This is a genomic window from Geobacillus sp. 46C-IIa, assembly GCF_014679505.1.
Classification (GTDB): domain Bacteria; phylum Bacillota; class Bacilli; order Bacillales; family Anoxybacillaceae; genus Geobacillus.
Window position 1 is genome coordinate 299,758 of record NZ_CP061474.1, and the last position, 16,485, is coordinate 316,242.

General features: G+C 49.4%; 20 protein-coding genes. All 20 read left to right on the forward strand.

Going from position 1 to position 16,485, the window contains the following annotated elements; genetic code table 11:
- The first annotated feature begins 2 nt into the window (after positions 1-2).
- Complete coding sequence (locus IC803_RS01495) at positions 3-428, forward strand: hypothetical protein (RefSeq protein WP_081207192.1); 426 nt, start codon at positions 3-5, stop codon at positions 426-428.
- 5 nt (positions 429-433) lie between these two features.
- Positions 434-859 (forward strand): HK97 gp10 family phage protein, encoded by a 426-nt coding sequence (locus tag IC803_RS01500; RefSeq protein WP_081207191.1) that lies wholly within the window; start codon positions 434-436, stop codon positions 857-859.
- Positions 856-1,299 (forward strand): hypothetical protein, encoded by a 444-nt coding sequence (locus IC803_RS01505; RefSeq protein ID WP_081207190.1) that lies wholly within the window; start codon positions 856-858, stop codon positions 1,297-1,299. Before IC803_RS01500 ends, IC803_RS01505 begins: the two co-directional genes overlap by 4 nt.
- Position 1,300: 1 nt before the next feature.
- Complete coding sequence (locus IC803_RS01510; RefSeq protein ID WP_081207189.1) at positions 1,301-1,513, forward strand: hypothetical protein; 213 nt, start codon at positions 1,301-1,303, stop codon at positions 1,511-1,513.
- Positions 1,514-1,524: 11 nt separating this feature from the next.
- Positions 1,525-2,475, forward strand: a complete 951-nt coding sequence (locus IC803_RS01515) for a phage tail tube protein (RefSeq protein WP_081207188.1) — start codon at positions 1,525-1,527, stop codon at positions 2,473-2,475.
- Positions 2,476-2,547: 72 nt separating this feature from the next.
- Entirely contained in the window at positions 2,548-2,976 is a 429-nt protein-coding gene (locus tag IC803_RS01520) for a hypothetical protein (protein WP_061567229.1), read from the forward strand.
- Between the two features lie 190 nt (positions 2,977-3,166).
- Complete coding sequence (locus IC803_RS01525; RefSeq protein WP_081207187.1) at positions 3,167-4,300, forward strand: phage tail tape measure protein; 1,134 nt, start codon at positions 3,167-3,169, stop codon at positions 4,298-4,300.
- 240 nt (positions 4,301-4,540) lie between these two features.
- A complete protein-coding gene (locus IC803_RS01530) occupies positions 4,541-6,103 on the forward strand; it encodes a phage tail protein (RefSeq protein ID WP_081207186.1) in 1,563 nt (520 codons plus the stop codon).
- Positions 6,100-6,849: a distal tail protein Dit gene (locus IC803_RS01535; RefSeq protein WP_081207185.1), complete on the forward strand. Its 750-nt coding sequence runs from the start codon at positions 6,100-6,102 to the stop codon at positions 6,847-6,849. The genes IC803_RS01530 and IC803_RS01535 overlap by 4 nt, the downstream gene beginning before the upstream one ends.
- Positions 6,850-6,864: 15 nt before the next feature.
- Positions 6,865-7,929 carry a hypothetical protein gene (locus IC803_RS01540; protein WP_081207184.1) on the forward strand — a complete coding sequence of 355 codons (1,065 nt, stop codon included), beginning with the start codon at positions 6,865-6,867 and terminating at the stop codon, positions 7,927-7,929.
- A 10-nt stretch (positions 7,930-7,939) separates the two neighbouring features.
- Positions 7,940-9,433, forward strand: a complete 1,494-nt coding sequence (locus IC803_RS01545) for a phage tail spike protein (protein ID WP_013144107.1) — start codon at positions 7,940-7,942, stop codon at positions 9,431-9,433.
- On the forward strand, positions 9,430-9,627 hold the full coding sequence (locus tag IC803_RS01550) for a hypothetical protein (RefSeq protein WP_013144108.1): 198 nt from the start codon (positions 9,430-9,432) through the stop codon (positions 9,625-9,627). The genes IC803_RS01545 and IC803_RS01550 overlap by 4 nt, the downstream gene beginning before the upstream one ends.
- Positions 9,628-9,631: 4 nt before the next feature.
- The gene (locus tag IC803_RS01555; RefSeq protein ID WP_081207183.1) at positions 9,632-10,429 is read left to right on the forward strand and encodes a hypothetical protein; all 798 of its coding nucleotides are present in this window, start codon (positions 9,632-9,634) and stop codon (positions 10,427-10,429) included.
- Positions 10,426-13,317, forward strand: coding sequence for a glycosyl hydrolase family 18 protein (locus IC803_RS01560; protein ID WP_081207182.1), 2,892 nt, complete (start codon positions 10,426-10,428; stop codon positions 13,315-13,317). The genes IC803_RS01555 and IC803_RS01560 overlap by 4 nt, the downstream gene beginning before the upstream one ends.
- 14 nt (positions 13,318-13,331) lie before the next feature.
- Positions 13,332-13,682, forward strand: coding sequence for a hypothetical protein (locus tag IC803_RS01565; protein ID WP_081207181.1), 351 nt, complete (start codon positions 13,332-13,334; stop codon positions 13,680-13,682).
- Positions 13,682-13,867 (forward strand): hypothetical protein, encoded by a 186-nt coding sequence (locus IC803_RS01570; protein ID WP_081207180.1) that lies wholly within the window; start codon positions 13,682-13,684, stop codon positions 13,865-13,867. The genes IC803_RS01565 and IC803_RS01570 overlap by 1 nt, the downstream gene beginning before the upstream one ends.
- Positions 13,868-13,887: 20 nt before the next feature.
- A complete protein-coding gene (locus IC803_RS01575) occupies positions 13,888-14,247 on the forward strand; it encodes a hypothetical protein (protein WP_081207179.1) in 360 nt (119 codons plus the stop codon).
- Positions 14,248-14,352: 105 nt separating this feature from the next.
- Positions 14,353-14,859 (forward strand): hypothetical protein, encoded by a 507-nt coding sequence (locus tag IC803_RS01580; RefSeq protein WP_081207178.1) that lies wholly within the window; start codon positions 14,353-14,355, stop codon positions 14,857-14,859.
- A gap of 72 nt (positions 14,860-14,931) precedes the next feature.
- Entirely contained in the window at positions 14,932-15,648 is a 717-nt protein-coding gene (locus tag IC803_RS01585; protein WP_081207177.1) for an N-acetylmuramoyl-L-alanine amidase, read from the forward strand.
- A 66-nt stretch (positions 15,649-15,714) separates the two neighbouring features.
- Entirely contained in the window at positions 15,715-16,485 is a 771-nt protein-coding gene (locus IC803_RS01590; RefSeq protein WP_081207176.1) for a hypothetical protein, read from the forward strand.

A 16,485-nucleotide genomic window follows, 5' to 3' on the forward strand; every position in this document is an offset into this window, starting at 1 on the left:
CGATGCCATTGTTTGAAAAACCAGTGACCGAGGTGGTGACGCCGCAGGACGTCCTTGATTTGACGGGCGTTTCTGCGGATCACTTTGGATTTCCACCGGACGTTGGCGATCCCGAAACGAAATTGGACAGTTTGTTGTCTACATGGATTGAGCGGATTGCATCACATATCCATGCCAGGCTCAAACGGACTGTTCTTGAAACGGATGACGACTATTTGGCGATTCAAGACGTTTTATTGCGGACTGTCGCCAAAGTTGTCGCGGTCGCCCAACAGCAACGTTCCAGTCCGATTATTCAAATTGACGACTTTGCCGTCTCCATTTTGAATACATCGGACGTCACTAAGGATTTAGGGACAGAATTGCGGCCGTTTATGAAGCAAAGTATTGACGTTTTCCTTTCATCCGATGACTTTGTAGAGGCGTGATAAATATGTTTGATGCTGAAATTAGGATGGACGATTTACGGAGCTTGATTCCACGCATGAGAGCGGCGCTGAACCGTGCAACAGAGTTGACCGCGCTCGAAGTGTGGGGCAATTTGATGGAGTTTTCGCCGCAAGACCACGGGCGCTTGGCCGGATCATGGAAATTGCAAAAACGAAACGCGCGGTTCTATACAGTCGGAACGAACGTGGAATATGCGCTCGTGCAAAACTACGGTTCTGGACCATATACGATTTACCCCCGACGGGCACAAGCGTTGCGGTTTGAAGTGAACGGGGAAGTGGTTTTTGCCAAAAAGGTCAATCACCCGGGAATCAAGCCGAAACGCTTCATTGAGAGATCAATTGCCGCAGCCGAGCGGCGAATTGACGATTTCGTTGAACAGGCGTTGAGGGAAGTGAAATTGATATGATTCAAAGAAAGCCTCTCAAAGACATTCACAAGGAGATTCGGGCGAAGATTCGGGAAGTATTGGAGCAGGCGCCGGAACTCGATGAAATCAAACGGATTGTCTACGGAGAAAAGGTGAGAGTCGGGACGTTGCAAACGCCTGCTATTTGGATTGTGCCGGAGCCGTATGCCCCGAACTTGCTTGGCGGTCACACGGCCGATCACGACATACGGTTCAATTTTGTCGTCCTTGTCAAGGCGAACGACCCCGAAGAAGCGCTTGAGAAAGCACACGACTTGGCGTTGACGGTCTATGACGTACTGATGCAAGACCGGACGCTAGGCGGCACTGTGGCAGATGTACGACCGACACAAATCGACCCTGCCTACGAGATGGGCAATAACACGCAGGTCTGTTGGTCTGCGGTTCAATTTGATTTTCGAGTGAAACGGAGGGAGTAGCATGGCGAAAGTGCCAAAATACATCGGAAAAGGTGAAGGTGGCGCTGGCGTTGCTCAACTGCCGGCGATTTTTTATGACTTGATTGACGACTTGAACGAACTGCGGAACAAACAAATCGCCCTGTTGCAAAAACTTGACGCGGATGCCGGAACAGCGGACACCGACTATGAAGCTACCCTAACCCCTGCACCACTCAAGACCGTCAAAGAGTGAGGTGATGACACATGGCGATTACTCGCTACTTGATGATTGGCGAGGAAACGGAATTCGGGGTGGAAGCGGCGCAATATGCAGAAACACTTGACCCAGAAAGCGTTTCGATCGAGCCTGCCGAAGACGACAAGCTGATTTACGAAGGCATTTCCGGCTTGGATCGCGTGGCGCAATTGGGTGTGTACTCAACAGGCGGCGCGATTACGTTGCCACTTGACGACAAGGCAACGGGCTGGTTTTGGAAGTGGGCGTTAGGCGGCTATGAAGTGACAGGGGACGCCACGACCGGCTATACGCACACGTTCTATCCTGCCCGCAGTGCGCTGATGCCTTCATTTTCGGCGAAAGTCGGGAAGGACATTATGGAGCATGTGTTCCTTGGCAACGTGATTGAGTCGCTTGAATTGGAGATCGAGAACGAATGGGCGCTGCTAACGGTCAACACGTTAGGTGCATCGGACAAACGTGCGCCGTTGGCCACCAACATTCAATTCACGGAAGGGAACGTCTTCACCGCGCCAATGGCGGCGCTTGAAAAAGACGGAACGGATATGAGCGCGTCTGTAAACAGCTTGACGCTGACGGTGGAGACAGGCGCGGACATTGAGAGTGCCCAAGGATTTGGCTCTCGTTTCCCGAAAAAAGCGTTCATGGGTTCGATGGTTGTTACGTTAGAGGTTGCCCTTGGATTCGACAGCGACCAAGAGCTGATCGCCTTTTGGGGCGGCGCGGACGGTCCAAGCACTGACACATTGCAGGAATTCGGATACACGTTGCATCTAGGGAGCAATTTGGACATCATTTTCCCGCGTCTGATTTATACAGCATCGAGCCAACCGGTCGAAGGGCGGGAAGGAATTGTTCAGACAGTAACAGCGCGAGCCTTGTTTGACCAAGCGACAGGAACAGGACCCATTCAGGTGTCGCTGACGAACGACAAGGCATCGTATACAGTCGCATGAGGATAGGCAAAACGCTTATCCTCATCTGTTTTTTAGAAGGACGAAAACAAACGGAATTTGGAGGGAAAACGAATGGCTAAAAAATTGACTGCCGGTGTATTGAACGGAACAGCCTACCAAGAAACGATGACCGTGACGTGGAACGGAGAAGAATTTGAGGTGGATATTCGCCCTCTGAACAACAAAGAGGCACTGGAAGTCGAAGAACTCATGCAAGAAGGCGTGGCAGTGAAAGGAACGCCAACACTGAAAGGCAAGGTGGCACAAACACTTCAATTCGATACAAAAGCCAACCTGCGCGGCCGGAAACGGGCGGCAATCAAAGCCGTGGCATACGGGACGGTTGACCCGATGATTACAGAACAAGTAGTGGAAAACGAGTTCCCGCCGAAGTTGGTTGATGAAATCGCCAACCGAATTTACGAGATCACGGGCATCGGGAACAAACAACAAGTTCAAGAAGCGGTGGAAAACGATGATGATTCCTTTCTTCAGTCGTGAAGGAAGGAATTTTTATTTTCTCGTGAAAGAGTGTGGCGTTTCGCCACTCGACATTCCTTACATGACGCCCTTGCAACAAGAAGTGCTGATTGCACACCATAACAAGATTCAAAAAGAACGCCAAAAAGAAGCGGAGAAACTGCGTAGAAAGCTCCCTTCGCGAGTGCGTTTACGAAAGGGGAGATGATGCATGGCGGAACAAGTCGTTCAAATTGCCATTTCCGGTGTAGATGAAGTGTCCGGTATTTTGAACCGCGTCACCCGAAACGCGGAAAAGGCGTTCCAATCGGTTGAAAGTGCCATCGAATCGGTGCCGGACTTGGACATTCAAGCCGACATGTCTCCTATTGTCCGACTGGAAGGGGCAATTCGAGAACTCACTCAAGCCATCCGTTCCATGCCCTCCCCGAAAGTGGATACGTCTCAGGCAAGGGGCGAACTCAAGAAACTACAAGACGAAGCGGAGAATACGCAGAAATCGCTGAAAGACATTAATTTCGAGCCTGTCCTGTCCGGTATGGCGACAGGCGCAGGCATTTCAGCGGTTGTCGGGAAAGCGTTAGAGAGCGTGAACACGGAGACGAAAATTCACGTCTCCTTCGACGTTCCTCCCGAGTCTATCCAAGCAGTCAAAGAAGCAACAAACACGGTCAAAGCGTACGGGATTGACGCGGAAAGCGCCCTAGAAGGTGTGCGCCGTCAATTCGCGCTGAATGCTGATGCGAGTGATGCGGCAAACCGGAAAATTGTCGAAGGAGCCGGAGCGATCGCCGCCGCCTATTCGGGAATCGACTTTACGGAGCTCATCCAAGAAGTGAACGAGATTGGCAGCGAACTTGAAATGTCAGACCAGCAAGCGCTTGGGCTTGTCAATTCGCTGTTGCGCATTGGATTTCCGCCTGAACAGCTCGACATCATTTCGGAGTACGGCCAACAATTGAACCGCGCCGGATTTGAGGCGAATGAGATTCAAGCAATTTTCGCCGCAGGGGTCGAAACGGGGACGTGGAACATCGACAACCTGCTTGACGGCCTCAAGGAAGGCCGCATTCGCCTTGCAGAATTCGGGCAGGGTGTGAATGAAACGACGGTCGAACTCTTGAAAGGAACAGGCATCTCCGCGAAGCAGTTGCAGGCATGGGGACAGGCCGTCGCCGCAGGTGGTGAGCGAGGGCGGACGGCTATGCAACAGGTTGCCAAAGCGCTGATGAACGTCGATGATGAAACGAAGCGAAACGCCTTGGGGGTAGCGATTTTCGGTAAACGAAGGTTGTGCCGAAACAAAACCGGGCAAAATCGGTGGAAGCTAAGTGAATCGGCGTGAAGTTGGAGCCGGTTCATATGCCAACACCGAGGTAACGGGGAACACCACCCTGCACCGTAGAGCGTAGGCGGTGAGCGTTAAGGGAGCAATAATCCGCCCAAGAGTGTCCGGCAACCAACATTTGTTGGTTGAAAATGTACGCCGAACCGGGCTGGAATTGACCAGCCGTATCCCGTGAAAGGGTATGAGGGAAACCTCCGGAAGCAGAGGATAAAAAGCCTTTGCGATAACAAATTGACCATGTGGGAAGACCAAGGCGATAACATTGCGGAAACGCTTCTGAACATGAACAAGCACTTGGGTGACGCGAGCAAGAATCAAGACTTGTTCAACCAGACCGTGCAACAAATGAATGCTGACCCGATGGTGCAAATGCAAAATGCGTTCAACGATTTAAACACAGCCCTAGCTCCGGTGTATCGGGGGATTGCTAATGTAGTCAGCAAAGTAGCGGAGTGGATTTCGAATAATCCGAAGCTGGCGGCAACCATCGCGGCGATTGTCACGGTGATTGGCATTATCACCGGACTGTTTTTGACGCTCGCGCCGATTGTGTCTACCATCACTATGGCGATGGGCGTTCTTGGCGTCAGCTTTGGAGCGATTGCGGCGCCGGTGTTGATTGTAATAGGCGTTATCGGAGCGCTTATCGCGATCATCGTTTTGCTATGGAAGAACTGGGATTCGGTCAGTAAGTTTCTGACGAACTCGTGGAACGCAATCAAAAGCGTGGCGCAAACCGTGTTCAGCGCACTTGGAGCGTTCTTTGTGAGTGTATGGGAAGGCATCAAGAGCGTGTCCATCACGGTCTGGAACGCCATCAAATCAGCCTTGTCAACGGCGTGGAACACTATTAAAGCCGTCGCTTCTACCGTTTTTGATGCAATTAAAACAGCGATCTCGAACATTTGGAACACGATTAAAAACGTGACATCGACCGTCTGGAACGCCATCAAGTCGGCGTTGACGGCAACGTGGAACGGCATTAAAAGCGCCGTATCGACAGTATTCAACGCGATCCAGACGGTGATTTCGACCGTGTGGAACGTCATTCGCACCGTGACGACAACGGTCTGGAATGCCATCCGTTCGGCTTTGACTACTGCATGGAACGCGATTAAATCTGCGGTTTCTTCTGTTTTCAATGCAATTCGGAACGTGATTTCAACAGTATGGAACGCCATCCGTTCTGTCACGTCGAGCGTGTGGAATGGTATCAAAAGTGCAATCAGTTCTGTTATCAACAGCATTCGTTCGGGAATTTCAAGCGCGTTCAACAGCATTCGCAATATCATTTCAAGCGTATGGAACGGAGTGAAAAACGCAACATTGCGCGCATGGAACAGCGTGGTTAGCTCGGTGCGTGGCGCAGTAAACAAAGTCATTGACTTTATCAACCGCATGATTAACTCAATCAACAGCGTTCGCATTCCGATTCCGAAGATTCCCGACTGGGTTCCGGTGATTGGCGGACGCGGCGGCGGCTCGATTGGGTTCAATATACCGAACATTCCACGTTTGGCAACAGGTGGTGTCGTTGACGAGCCGACGCTAGCGATTGTCGGTGACGCCGGAGCAGGAAACCCCGAGATTGTGGCGCCGCAACGAATGTTACGAAGCATCATCCGTGAAGAACTGCAAAACAGCGGAGCACAAGGAGCAGAGCAAATACAAGTTGTCGTTCCTGTCGTCTTGGACGGCAGGGAAATTATGCGAGTGGTCACGCCTTATATCGACCGTGAACTCGGTCAACGGCGCATCGGAAAAATGAGGGCAAACGGCATAGGGGGGAGCGTCTTGTGATTACGTATGACGGGTTTGACCTTTCACCGTATCTACTCGTTCGGGACATTGGACGCCCCTTAATGCCGCCGCAAGAAATCGCATCCATGTCTATCGCCGGAAGGCATGGCGCGTATTTCTTGGAGAAGCGGCATCAGTCGGTCGTCATTCCTGTCGAGGTGGTTATCTTTGAACACCTCGACATGTCGTATTTTGAATTGAAACGTTTCTTGGCCGGAAAATTGAACAAGAGCGAGCCAAAGCCACTCATTTTCGATGATGAGCCAGACAAGTACATTAACGCCATCATCCAAGACCAAACGGAAATTGACGACTTGATTCGATCCGGTCAAGGGACGCTGAACTTTTTCTGCCCTGATCCGTTCTATTATGCAATTGAAGACGAGGTGTTTGAATTCAGCAGCGCGGGCGTGTATATCGTCAATCGGCAAAAGGGCAACGAGTATTCAGAGCCGTTGATTGAAATACAGGGAACATGCAGCGGCGGCTCAATTGGTGTACGAACGCCGTTCACATCCGTACGTTTTTCGGGAACGTTGCAACAGGGCGAAACGCTTGTGCTGGATAGCCAACTTGTCACGTCCTACATTGTCGATGGATACGGGAACAAGCGATCAGCGAATCAGCATTTAGACTCGATGGATTTTCCGTTTTTGGACATCGAGGAAAACGAGGTGGAGTTTTTCACAGAGGGAAATGCGACCATTCAGAAAGCGACCGTCTATGCTCGAAGCCGATGGATTTAGAAAAGAGGTGAAACCATGGCGCAAACTCCTTATCGAGACCTAACAAGCCAAGACATTTTGGCGGCTCATATTTCGGGCTTGCAACATGACATCAACAAAATGCAGGCGGTTTTGGAAATGCAGACGGCGCAAGAGACAGGGCACGTATTGACGCCTGTGGCCGATCAAGACGATCCGACTATTCGCTACCGGATTTATGAAGGGGCGATACGAAATTGGCTTGACAACCCTGCGCCGATTATCTACCGGAACGGCGCCCAAGTTGACCCGAGCGAATACGAAATCAGTCCGGCGCACGGTGTTGTCGTCTTTCATGAGCAACAAAATTTGAACGATACGATTGCGGCGGATTTCACGTATATCACCAACGTTTCAGCATGGCGGCAAAGCATAGACGGGAGCGTCGGAAGCATTCCATCGTTGCAACAGGCGGTGGATCAACATTCGCTGTTGCTTGCTAATAATCCGGCGGGAGTTGAGCCGTTTTATCCGTTGTCGGGAACGTATGTCAGCCATTTTCGGCGCGATTACAATCCGTTGAATGCAGACGGAACGGCGAACGTGAACAGCCACGTGCCCGCGTTTCGGATATTGGTTTACGGCAACACGATTGACGCTTTTCCTTTTCCGGTGCCGACAAAAACACGGTTCGGCAAGGCGGCGATGAAGCTGAATTCAGCAAGCACGAATGTATCGTTGCGAATCGGTATTTATCGCGATAACGGCCTGCGGCCGAGCGAATTGCTGTTTCAAAGCCCTGTCATCACCATTCCGGCGGCCGGAGGGTGGGGCATGGTGGACATTGATTTGGAGTTAGAACCGGGGTTCTATTGGATTGCAAGGCACGATGGGGCGACAGCGTACTATGACGGACTGAATCAAGTCAGTGCCATTCCTATCGTGAAATTCGATGCTCAAACGTTCCTGCAAGATTTGGCCCAACGACCAAACCCTCATACGGTTTATGGTGGCTATCGGGCGACAAACATTCCTTTTGGGGATATGCCGTCAACGTTTCCGGCAAGCGGAGCGTTGTTTCAACGAAGTTCCTATTGCTCGCCTTGGCTAGTCGTGGCGTGAGGTGACGCCTATGCTGAAATACAATCAGTTGAGAGTCGGACGGTATAACATACTCGGAAAAATTCGATACAACAGCCAACCGCCGCAACGACAGCAACCCTTGTACAATCGACTGTCCAATGCTTTGTTGGTCGTGTATGACCAAAACGGGAATCGGCTTGGCGTATTGGAAAACGCGGATGACCCGATTTTGGAACAAGAGATTGGCAGTGTTGATACGCTGACGTTTTCCCTTCCATACAACGATCCAAAACGAGAATACATTCAAAATGAAAACATCGTCGAAGTCGTCAATCAGCGTTATTTCATTCGGGATGTCTCGAAAGTGAGAGCGGGAGGACGGCTCGAACTTGTTGTGTATTGCGAAGCGACATGGTACGACCTGCAATATACCGAGCCGATGAAAGCGTTGAGTTGGCAGGACGCGACGCCGGAACAAATCATGGCGGATATTCTGGACGGGACGGGGTGGACAGTCGGGCGCGTAGAAGTGACAGAGCGTCGAAACCTTCAGTTGGAAGAAGGATTAACGAATCGGCTGAAAGCATTGAGAGAGCTTCCCAACGTCTTTACGGGCGAGTTGTGGTTCAACACAAGCAACAATACAGTCGATTTCTTGCGGCCGGAAGGAAGGGATTCCGGAGCGTCTATCGTCTATCGGAAAAACATGAAGGAAATCGAAGTGAACTACAGTACGAAAAATCTTGTCACAAAGCTGTACTTGTACGGGAAGAACAATATGACGATTGAAGACGCTCATCCAGAAGGATTGCCTTATATCGAAAACTATCAATATACGACCAAGAAGAAAGTGATGGTCGTGAAAGATGAGCGTTTCACCAACCCGTTTCATCTTTACGAGCGCGGCGTATATGCTTTGAGTATCCTCTCGCGCCCGACCGCTTCATACGTGATGAAAGTCGCCGACTTGTCAAGAATGTCGGGTTTGAGCCATGAACAATTCGCCCTTGGCGATAACGTGTTTGTGTACGACAAAGAATTGGGCATCAACGAGAAGAAGCGCATTGTTCGTTGGAAGTACAACATCAAAAAGCCGTGGGAATCGGAAGTGGAGCTTGAACGTCCACAACCGACGCTGTCTGATTTGCTGTCGGGTGTTCAGGAAGCGGCATCCGTTTTGGAATCGGAGGATACGGTAGACAGACAAGATTTGCTGAATTTGAGTGTTTTTAATTACCTTATGAATTCCCGTGCCGATGACGGATTCAACTATTGGACGAATAGTGGATGGGAGATTGATCCGGTCAACGGATACAGCGGCAACGCTTCGTTCAAGGCGACGGCCGAAGAAGGGAAAACCAAGACGCTTAAGCAAATCGTCTACCCGTCCCATCGCGATTCGTATTCCATCAGCATGCGAGTGGCGGCGGAAAACTTGCAAGTCGGGAGGGGGCGCGTCGGTGTTTACATTCGCATCAAGTACGCGGACGGAACAGAAGACGAGCCAATTTGGCTGTCACTGGCCGGAGGTGAGACGATATGATGTTCCAATTACTCAATCAAGTTATCGAAGTGAAAAACCCCGATCGGGGCGTTTCGGCGATTGAAATTGAGTTTGTCGTGGAGAATTGCCAATCGGGGCAGGTGAATGTCACCGACATCATGCTGCAAAGCGGTTCAATCGCGACTTTGTGGAAAGGGCATCCGTCGGAAACACGTTGGTCGCTAGACGGGTGATGGTATGAATAAAGGAGATTGGACGCGATTTCTCGCTACATTGACCAAATTTCAACGAAAAAAAGTGGATCATATCGAATTTGAGCTAGTCGCTGAAAACCTGCGGCGCGGAGCGATCCGCATCACTGACTTGCAATTGCAAGAAGGCGAACAGGCGACGGCTGCCATTCCGAACACGGCGGAATGGTTCCAACCTGCATACGGAACACTGGACGAAACATCAACGGCCGTTGGGGGAGACGTTTATTTAGGCGATCAGCCGCGAGTATTCGAGAATGTGAAAAATCGCTTCTACAACATTGTCGGGCGAGGACATGAAGCGATTATCGTGCCAAACGTGTACGAAACAGACTTCTCACGTCAACTGACGACTACTGTCGTGGACATCACGCTATACGCGAAAAACGACTTCGATTTGTTGCGGATTTCCACCAACTACGGAGACTATGTGGACGAATACGAGCGAGTATATCCCGACGAGCCGGAACATCCCTTAAATAAGCGATACAGCCGCGAATTTTTCTTTGAAGGCGGCGCGGCCGGAAGCGAAATTCGGTTGTGGGGCTCAAGGAACGAGGCGTCGATCAACGGCGTTCCGGCCAATCGGGCGAGCCGGAGCCTGCCTGTCGGCAACGGAACGCTCAAGATAAGGCGTCAATTGTTCATGGGCTTGCCTTATGGCTCGAACCGGATTCGCATCGAGTTTTACAAGCTAGTTAATGGGAAAATGCAAGACGTTGGCATTGGGTACTGGGGAGTTGTCGAACTCATTCAATGGCAGGAAGGGAAGTCCAAGCCATGATAAAGCTGTTATCTTGGTCGCTAAATGAGCCGTCAAACGCTGAATTTGAGCAATACGCGAGAGAAGTCTCAACAGGCTTATGGGAAATCATTGACCCGAACGCTTGGAAGAATTGGGGCGGCGATCAGCGCAACTTTTGGTACGCGTTTTTAGAACATCACGACAAAATACATGCGTTTGGTCTTCACGATTTCGGTGTATTAGCGGACGGTTCGATTTATCATTACAAGGCCGGAGAAGCGTATCCAGTCTTGACCGATGACGAGAGCGGCATTCGCTATTGGATGAGAGATTCGTTGCGATTTTTGGTGGATCACTACCCGAGTATCAAGTGGTCGTTACAAATGGTTTGTTTTAATGAAAGTCGGGTAGAGCCGATGTTAGATAACGTGAACAATGCACAAGACACGTTCATCCGACAACTGCGGAAAATCGCCGAACTCTACATGAACCGTTTCCCGAACCGCATCAAAGGGATTGAGATGGACTTTGAAAAAAGTTCGTCTCGAAGTCGCTCATATCAAGAAGCGGAAAAGTATCGCGATTTGCTTGTAAGGGTGAAAAACGAGGTTTGTATTCCGTTAGGGCTGGAATTGCGCGTGAACCTTCATGCGATGACGGGCGATTTTGAGCCGTATTGGTATCAATGGACAGACTATCGAACCGTTGCTAGCGGAAGGGATTTGAACGGAAATCAGGCTATCGACGAGTTTCAAATCATGTCCTATGATTTCTCGTCGGGCAATACTGCGCCTGGAGCATCTACCCCATTATGGTGGCTCGAACAGGTGTTAGATCATGTCCAAAATGTACTGCAACCAGAGAAGGTGTATGTCGGAACAGCCGCATATGGACGCCGTTGGCAGTTGAATGAGAAGCGGACAGGGACAATCGTCAGATATTGGCAAATTATACAATGGCAAAACGGATTGTTCAAGCATAACGCTGGCAGTAGAAACGAGAATGACGAATTTGTTTGGTATAATCAATCGTTCATTCCATATGCCGGATTCCATGATGAAGAATCATCCTACGAAAAGACGTATTTGCATGTGTATGACCGATTTGCGGTGCAGTTCGCAACGTTAAAGACGTTTAACGATCAAACCGTGATTTTCCGTGATACGTACAACGGACAGGACTACATCACAAGCTATTCGAAGCACCAAAGAGCGAAGTTCACGGGCATCAAGAAAATATTGAACGATGTGACGAGCCGGATGGGGAACACGCGAACAGGCACGACTTGGACGCCGCGTGATACACTGTCCGGCTATACATTTTACGGCTATTCAGCGCATTCGGCGGTCTACAACTACAACAAAGACCTGAACACATGCGAACCGGCAGAAGGAAACGAAGGGCAGGACGGGCGCTTGTACTACTCATTCACCCTGCCAGAAGCGGGAAGCTATCGACTGATCGCCGTTGTCTATTTCCCGTATTTAAACCCGCGGATTCCTATTAGCGTGAACGGACAGGGCTTTGTCATCGGGGAAAAAGGAAATCAGCCCGAATGGTATCCGTTTTACGTCAATCCCGACAGGCATTTCTACGACTGCGGTGTTTTTTCGTTTGGCACTTCAAACACGATTGAGGTTGGCATATGCGAAGACGATGCGCAAATTCTAGGGTTTATCGTTTGCGAGGCGTTTGAGCATGGCATGTCGGGCGGGGAAGTCGAGTATCGCGTCAATTTGCAGCCGACGTGGAAACGGGGAGAAGTGACAAACGGGATCGTTTCAAAAGTGCAGGCCTCCTTTCCGGCGAACATGACGATCACAGGCGAACTATTGCGCCGCCCTCCACGTCCGGCAATCATTTGGGAAGACCTGTTCGGACCACATGTCCGAAGCGGCATTACTGACTTGGCAAAGACGAGATACTACCTGCATGTCGATCCAAATTACATTCCGCCGGGCTCTAACCCCGACCCCGATTTACAACGATGTGTCGGCACTCCAGTGAGCAGGGGATACTCATTTGGAGCATGGCGCCCCTATGCGGCGACAAGCACCGAGGAAGCGCACGTATTCGCCGATACAAGGACACAGTCTATGCAATTGATCGTCAACCGCCAATACGAGATGAACGCCCATATCGAAGCGGATTTGCGCGCTGACGTGAACGATAGAAACGCTGTGTACGGCATTCGCTTTTGCGCCGATCAAGCCGGACAAATTGGGCGAGGTTATGTCTTTGTTGCTGACCATCGAGCCGGGCGGTTCTATTTGAAATACGAGAGCGGAGGAAGTTCCCAAGTGCTAGCGTCCGCACCTCTCACGTTGACGCTTGGACAACGCTACACATTCAAAGTTCGAGTGCACGGCAATCATATCAAGTGCATGGTCGGGAACACGGAAGTCATCGACTATCCGAGTACACAAACGTTTCCGGCGCCGCCAAACAAGGGAGCGCACGGTGTATATGCGAGTGGTTGTCGCGTGAAGTGCTATCGACTGCAAATCGCCACAAATGATCGGTATGAGCCGATGGAGAAGGTAGCAGCGATCATCGACGGCGTGGAACATGTTGCACTTGAAGAAACGCGGCCGTACAGCTATGACGAGCTAGGCTATCTTGTATATTCGGGCTTTGACCCCGATGAAGGGTTAGGCATTAAGATTTCCAATGACTACGAAAACCTCCCGATTGTAACCGTGCCGTCTTGGCAAGGGGAGAAAACCATCCGCATCCGTATGGCGGACGCAGGTGTATGGCTGCGCAATTTCTATGTCGGCGATTCGGAAGGCTATTCGATTGCGTGGAACGGCGACCTTGAAAGTTTCATCAAAGCTGCCGAATACACAATGCGATACGGTTGTAAAGGTGTGGCGATGTGGACAATCGGGCAAGAAGACCCGCGGATATTCACTTATATCCCATGAAAGGAGGTGAAGTCATGGGCATTTCACATGACGGAAACGGGGTGACAATTACACTGCGAGAGATTTATGACTCGCTAAATGGGGTGTCGTCGTCATTGGACAGACTGGAACAACGAATTATTCGTTTGGAGGAAAAAACGTCCATGGCCAGTGAAGCTGATGAGCGAAGCCGGAACGCCTTGAAAAAGGCGGAGGAGGCGTTTCAAAAAGCAAGCGAAGCGCTTGTCCTGATCCAAGAAAAAGAGGCTGAGAAAAAAGAATTCAAGAAAATGTGGTTTAGCGCGATCCTAACAGCTATCACTCCTTGGCTGTTAGGTTTTTTATTCGCGCTTATTTATCTTGTCCAGAAAGGAGGTGAGTTGTGATGAAGGATTGGAAGAAAATCATCGGGTATTTCATCCCGATTGTCGCGCTTGTGATTGCGAACATCGCGAAGGTCGATGATCCAGAGCAAATCGAAGGGGCGCTTGAAATCATCGTTTCTGGCGTTTTTGGTTTGTTGGCGGCGATTGGCGTATACCAAAGCCATGACAAAAGTGACGAAAAATAAGTGAAAAATGGAGGGGTACTATGCCTTGCAGTGAAATGCCCAAACCGATGGTTGTATGTACTGATGCTAGCTATTATACTGAAAAAGCTACTTCGATTGATGTAACAGCTTATTACAGTGGTGGGGGAATCGGAGATCCGAACAGCGACGGATTTATCGCGCCAACTTGGGATTATGTCATGGCGCTTGAAATCTATGATGGTTATTGGAAGGCTGTTGAATTGCAAACAGGATATTTTAGGCATCAAACGCCAGTTAAAAAGTTCTATCTAGCTGGAAAGAAAGAAGGACGATACAGAGTCCGTATGTACTATCAAGCCAGAGAAAATGAAGAATATACAGGGGTGATAACAACATATTCTTTCATGGTGTATCGCTGATTATCAAATGAAGGGGCGTATGAATTGGCGCTCCTTCATTTGAAAGGAGTTGAAAAATTGGTTAAAATGGTAACGACACAATAAGGCCAAGGGGGAGGGTTTGAGTTGGGCAAATGGATCTCTGGAGCAGTCGCTGTTGTTTTATTAGGGATCGGTTTTTTTGTCCTAATGAGTGAAAAAGATGACGCCAAACCTGTAAGGGCACAGCAACAATCAGAGCAGGAACAAAAAGAATGGCTGGTTGTCGGAGTTGATCCAAACAATTCTCCAGAATATAAATCGAACGCAGAACTTTACTTCGCGCACCTTAACTCAGCTATTTTCGTGGACAAAGCAAACGTGAATAATGGGGGAACGAGTTTAACGAACGAGGATTATAGAGGAATTCTAAAAGAACTAAAGGGAAATTTAGACAGAATCAAATATAACGGAGAAGAAAAAAAGGATGAGCTAGAAAAAGCAAAAGAATTGGTGAATCAAGCGATTCAGAACGACGCGAAAAAAGGTGATAAAATTTTTGACGAGATTCACGAAGTTATTCACGACTTAGATTTACATTTCAACAAAACTCACTTTGCCGATGAAAAGCTAACCGAGAAAGCTGACAATTAACCAAGAACGAATGACGCCTGTAAAGGGGCGTTTTTTTATTTGCTTTTACTACAAACCAAAGGAGGAATTGACATGGCTGACTTCATTCAAGTCATCGACCCAGGCCATGGCGGCCACGATCCGGGTGCGGTGGCGAATGGGCTTCGTGAGAAAGATTTGACGCTGAAAATCGCGCTCTATACGAGAGACTACATTCATGAGCTATACGAAGGTGTCAAGGTCTATCTCACTCGTGACAAAGATGTGTTTGTCAGCTTGAGCGAACGCGCTGATTTTGCCAATCGCTTAGGAGCAGACCATTTTTGTAGTATTCACATCAACGCAGGTGGCGGAGAGGGATTCGAGTCGTACATTTATAACGGCTCGTATCCGAGCAAGCCGAAAACGCAGGCATTGAGAAACGTTTTACACGATACCATTGTTGCCGAAACGAAATTTGTTAATCGCGGGAAGAAAGAGGCAAACCTTGCCGTTCTCCGCGAGACGAAGATGCCTGCCGTTCTGACCGAGAATGGGTTTATTGACAATAAGGATGATGCCGATTTTCTGAAGTCGGATGACAATCTGCGGAAGATCGCACTGGCGCATGCACACGGGCTGGCCAAAGCTCATGGGTGGAGAGCGAAGCCCACGTCAGAGGCAAAGCCTGCACCGAAGCCGTCGGACGGTGGGAAGGTATTCTACCGCGTGGTGGCAGGCAGTTTCGCGGATCGGGAAAATGCTGAAAAACGAGTAAGGGAGTTGAAAGAAAAAGGGCTTGATTCCTTTATTGATGTATACAGAGCCTAACTACTTTCAAACGGAAAGGAGGTGATTTATGATAAAGGTAAATACCAAATCTAGGAGGTTTTACAAATGAAACTGTACAAACCGATGATTGGTATGTTGGTCGCTGTCTTGTTGTCGGGGTGCTCTGATTCTCCGGAAAAAGAGTCGAAAGAACCAGACAAGCCTAAGGCAGAACAGACAGAACAAGAGCGAAACACGAAGCAGGATAGCCAAAGAGAAGAACAGAGCAAGGAGAAGGGGACTCGAAACGAAGAACAAAGCTCCAAACAGGAAGATAGGTCAGAGAACCAACAATCAAAAAATGCTGAGTACGAAGCTATTCGGTCATACGTTGGGCAAAAAGTGAACTGGAAGCCGGGTGTGAAAGAGAGCATTCAAAAGTTTGTCCGAGACCACCATCAATTTTATGAGGACACGCTAACCTACGGGAGAATCAAGAATGTCAATTGGGAGCAACAAAAGAAGCACGCTGATGCCTTGATTAAGGAAGCAAAAGCAATCATCCCCGAAATCACGGAACAGATCAAAACCATGGAACAGAACAACTTGCTGGATATAGTATCTATTGATGACGATCCGAGAGATTTGAAATTGGATTTTGAAGTTCTCGAGGTTGTTCTCGAAATTGCAACAAGCCAAAAAGATACAACCGGCCTGGTGTATACACATCGGATTTTGCACGACTTGGATGTTGAATTGAACGGGACGAAGACGCACAAATTCGGGATGAGTTCATACTATCATGGTGGTGAGAATCGTCCAGAACTATGGAAATATATCGAAAAAAACGGAAGAGAGCGCCCACTTTCTTGGAATGAACAAAAAAGCAAGAGGTGA

Coding starts and splice junctions, on each gene's coding strand:
- IC803_RS01495 (WP_081207192.1), top strand. CDS start 3: ATGCCATTGTTTGAAAAACCAGTGACCGAGGTGGTGACGCCGCAGGAC.
- IC803_RS01500 (WP_081207191.1), top strand. CDS start 434: ATGTTTGATGCTGAAATTAGGATGGACGATTTACGGAGCTTGATTCCA.
- IC803_RS01505 (WP_081207190.1), top strand. CDS start 856: ATGATTCAAAGAAAGCCTCTCAAAGACATTCACAAGGAGATTCGGGCG.
- IC803_RS01510 (WP_081207189.1), top strand. CDS start 1,301: ATGGCGAAAGTGCCAAAATACATCGGAAAAGGTGAAGGTGGCGCTGGC.
- IC803_RS01515 (WP_081207188.1), top strand. CDS start 1,525: ATGGCGATTACTCGCTACTTGATGATTGGCGAGGAAACGGAATTCGGG.
- IC803_RS01520 (WP_061567229.1), top strand. CDS start 2,548: ATGGCTAAAAAATTGACTGCCGGTGTATTGAACGGAACAGCCTACCAA.
- IC803_RS01525 (WP_081207187.1), top strand. CDS start 3,167: ATGGCGGAACAAGTCGTTCAAATTGCCATTTCCGGTGTAGATGAAGTG.
- IC803_RS01530 (WP_081207186.1), top strand. CDS start 4,541: ATGTGGGAAGACCAAGGCGATAACATTGCGGAAACGCTTCTGAACATG.
- IC803_RS01540 (WP_081207184.1), top strand. CDS start 6,865: ATGGCGCAAACTCCTTATCGAGACCTAACAAGCCAAGACATTTTGGCG.
- IC803_RS01545 (WP_013144107.1), top strand. CDS start 7,940: ATGCTGAAATACAATCAGTTGAGAGTCGGACGGTATAACATACTCGGA.
- IC803_RS01550 (WP_013144108.1), top strand. CDS start 9,430: ATGATGTTCCAATTACTCAATCAAGTTATCGAAGTGAAAAACCCCGAT.
- IC803_RS01555 (WP_081207183.1), top strand. CDS start 9,632: ATGAATAAAGGAGATTGGACGCGATTTCTCGCTACATTGACCAAATTT.
- IC803_RS01560 (WP_081207182.1), top strand. CDS start 10,426: ATGATAAAGCTGTTATCTTGGTCGCTAAATGAGCCGTCAAACGCTGAA.
- IC803_RS01565 (WP_081207181.1), top strand. CDS start 13,332: ATGGGCATTTCACATGACGGAAACGGGGTGACAATTACACTGCGAGAG.
- IC803_RS01570 (WP_081207180.1), top strand. CDS start 13,682: ATGAAGGATTGGAAGAAAATCATCGGGTATTTCATCCCGATTGTCGCG.
- IC803_RS01575 (WP_081207179.1), top strand. CDS start 13,888: ATGCCTTGCAGTGAAATGCCCAAACCGATGGTTGTATGTACTGATGCT.
- IC803_RS01585 (WP_081207177.1), top strand. CDS start 14,932: ATGGCTGACTTCATTCAAGTCATCGACCCAGGCCATGGCGGCCACGAT.
- IC803_RS01590 (WP_081207176.1), top strand. CDS start 15,715: ATGAAACTGTACAAACCGATGATTGGTATGTTGGTCGCTGTCTTGTTG.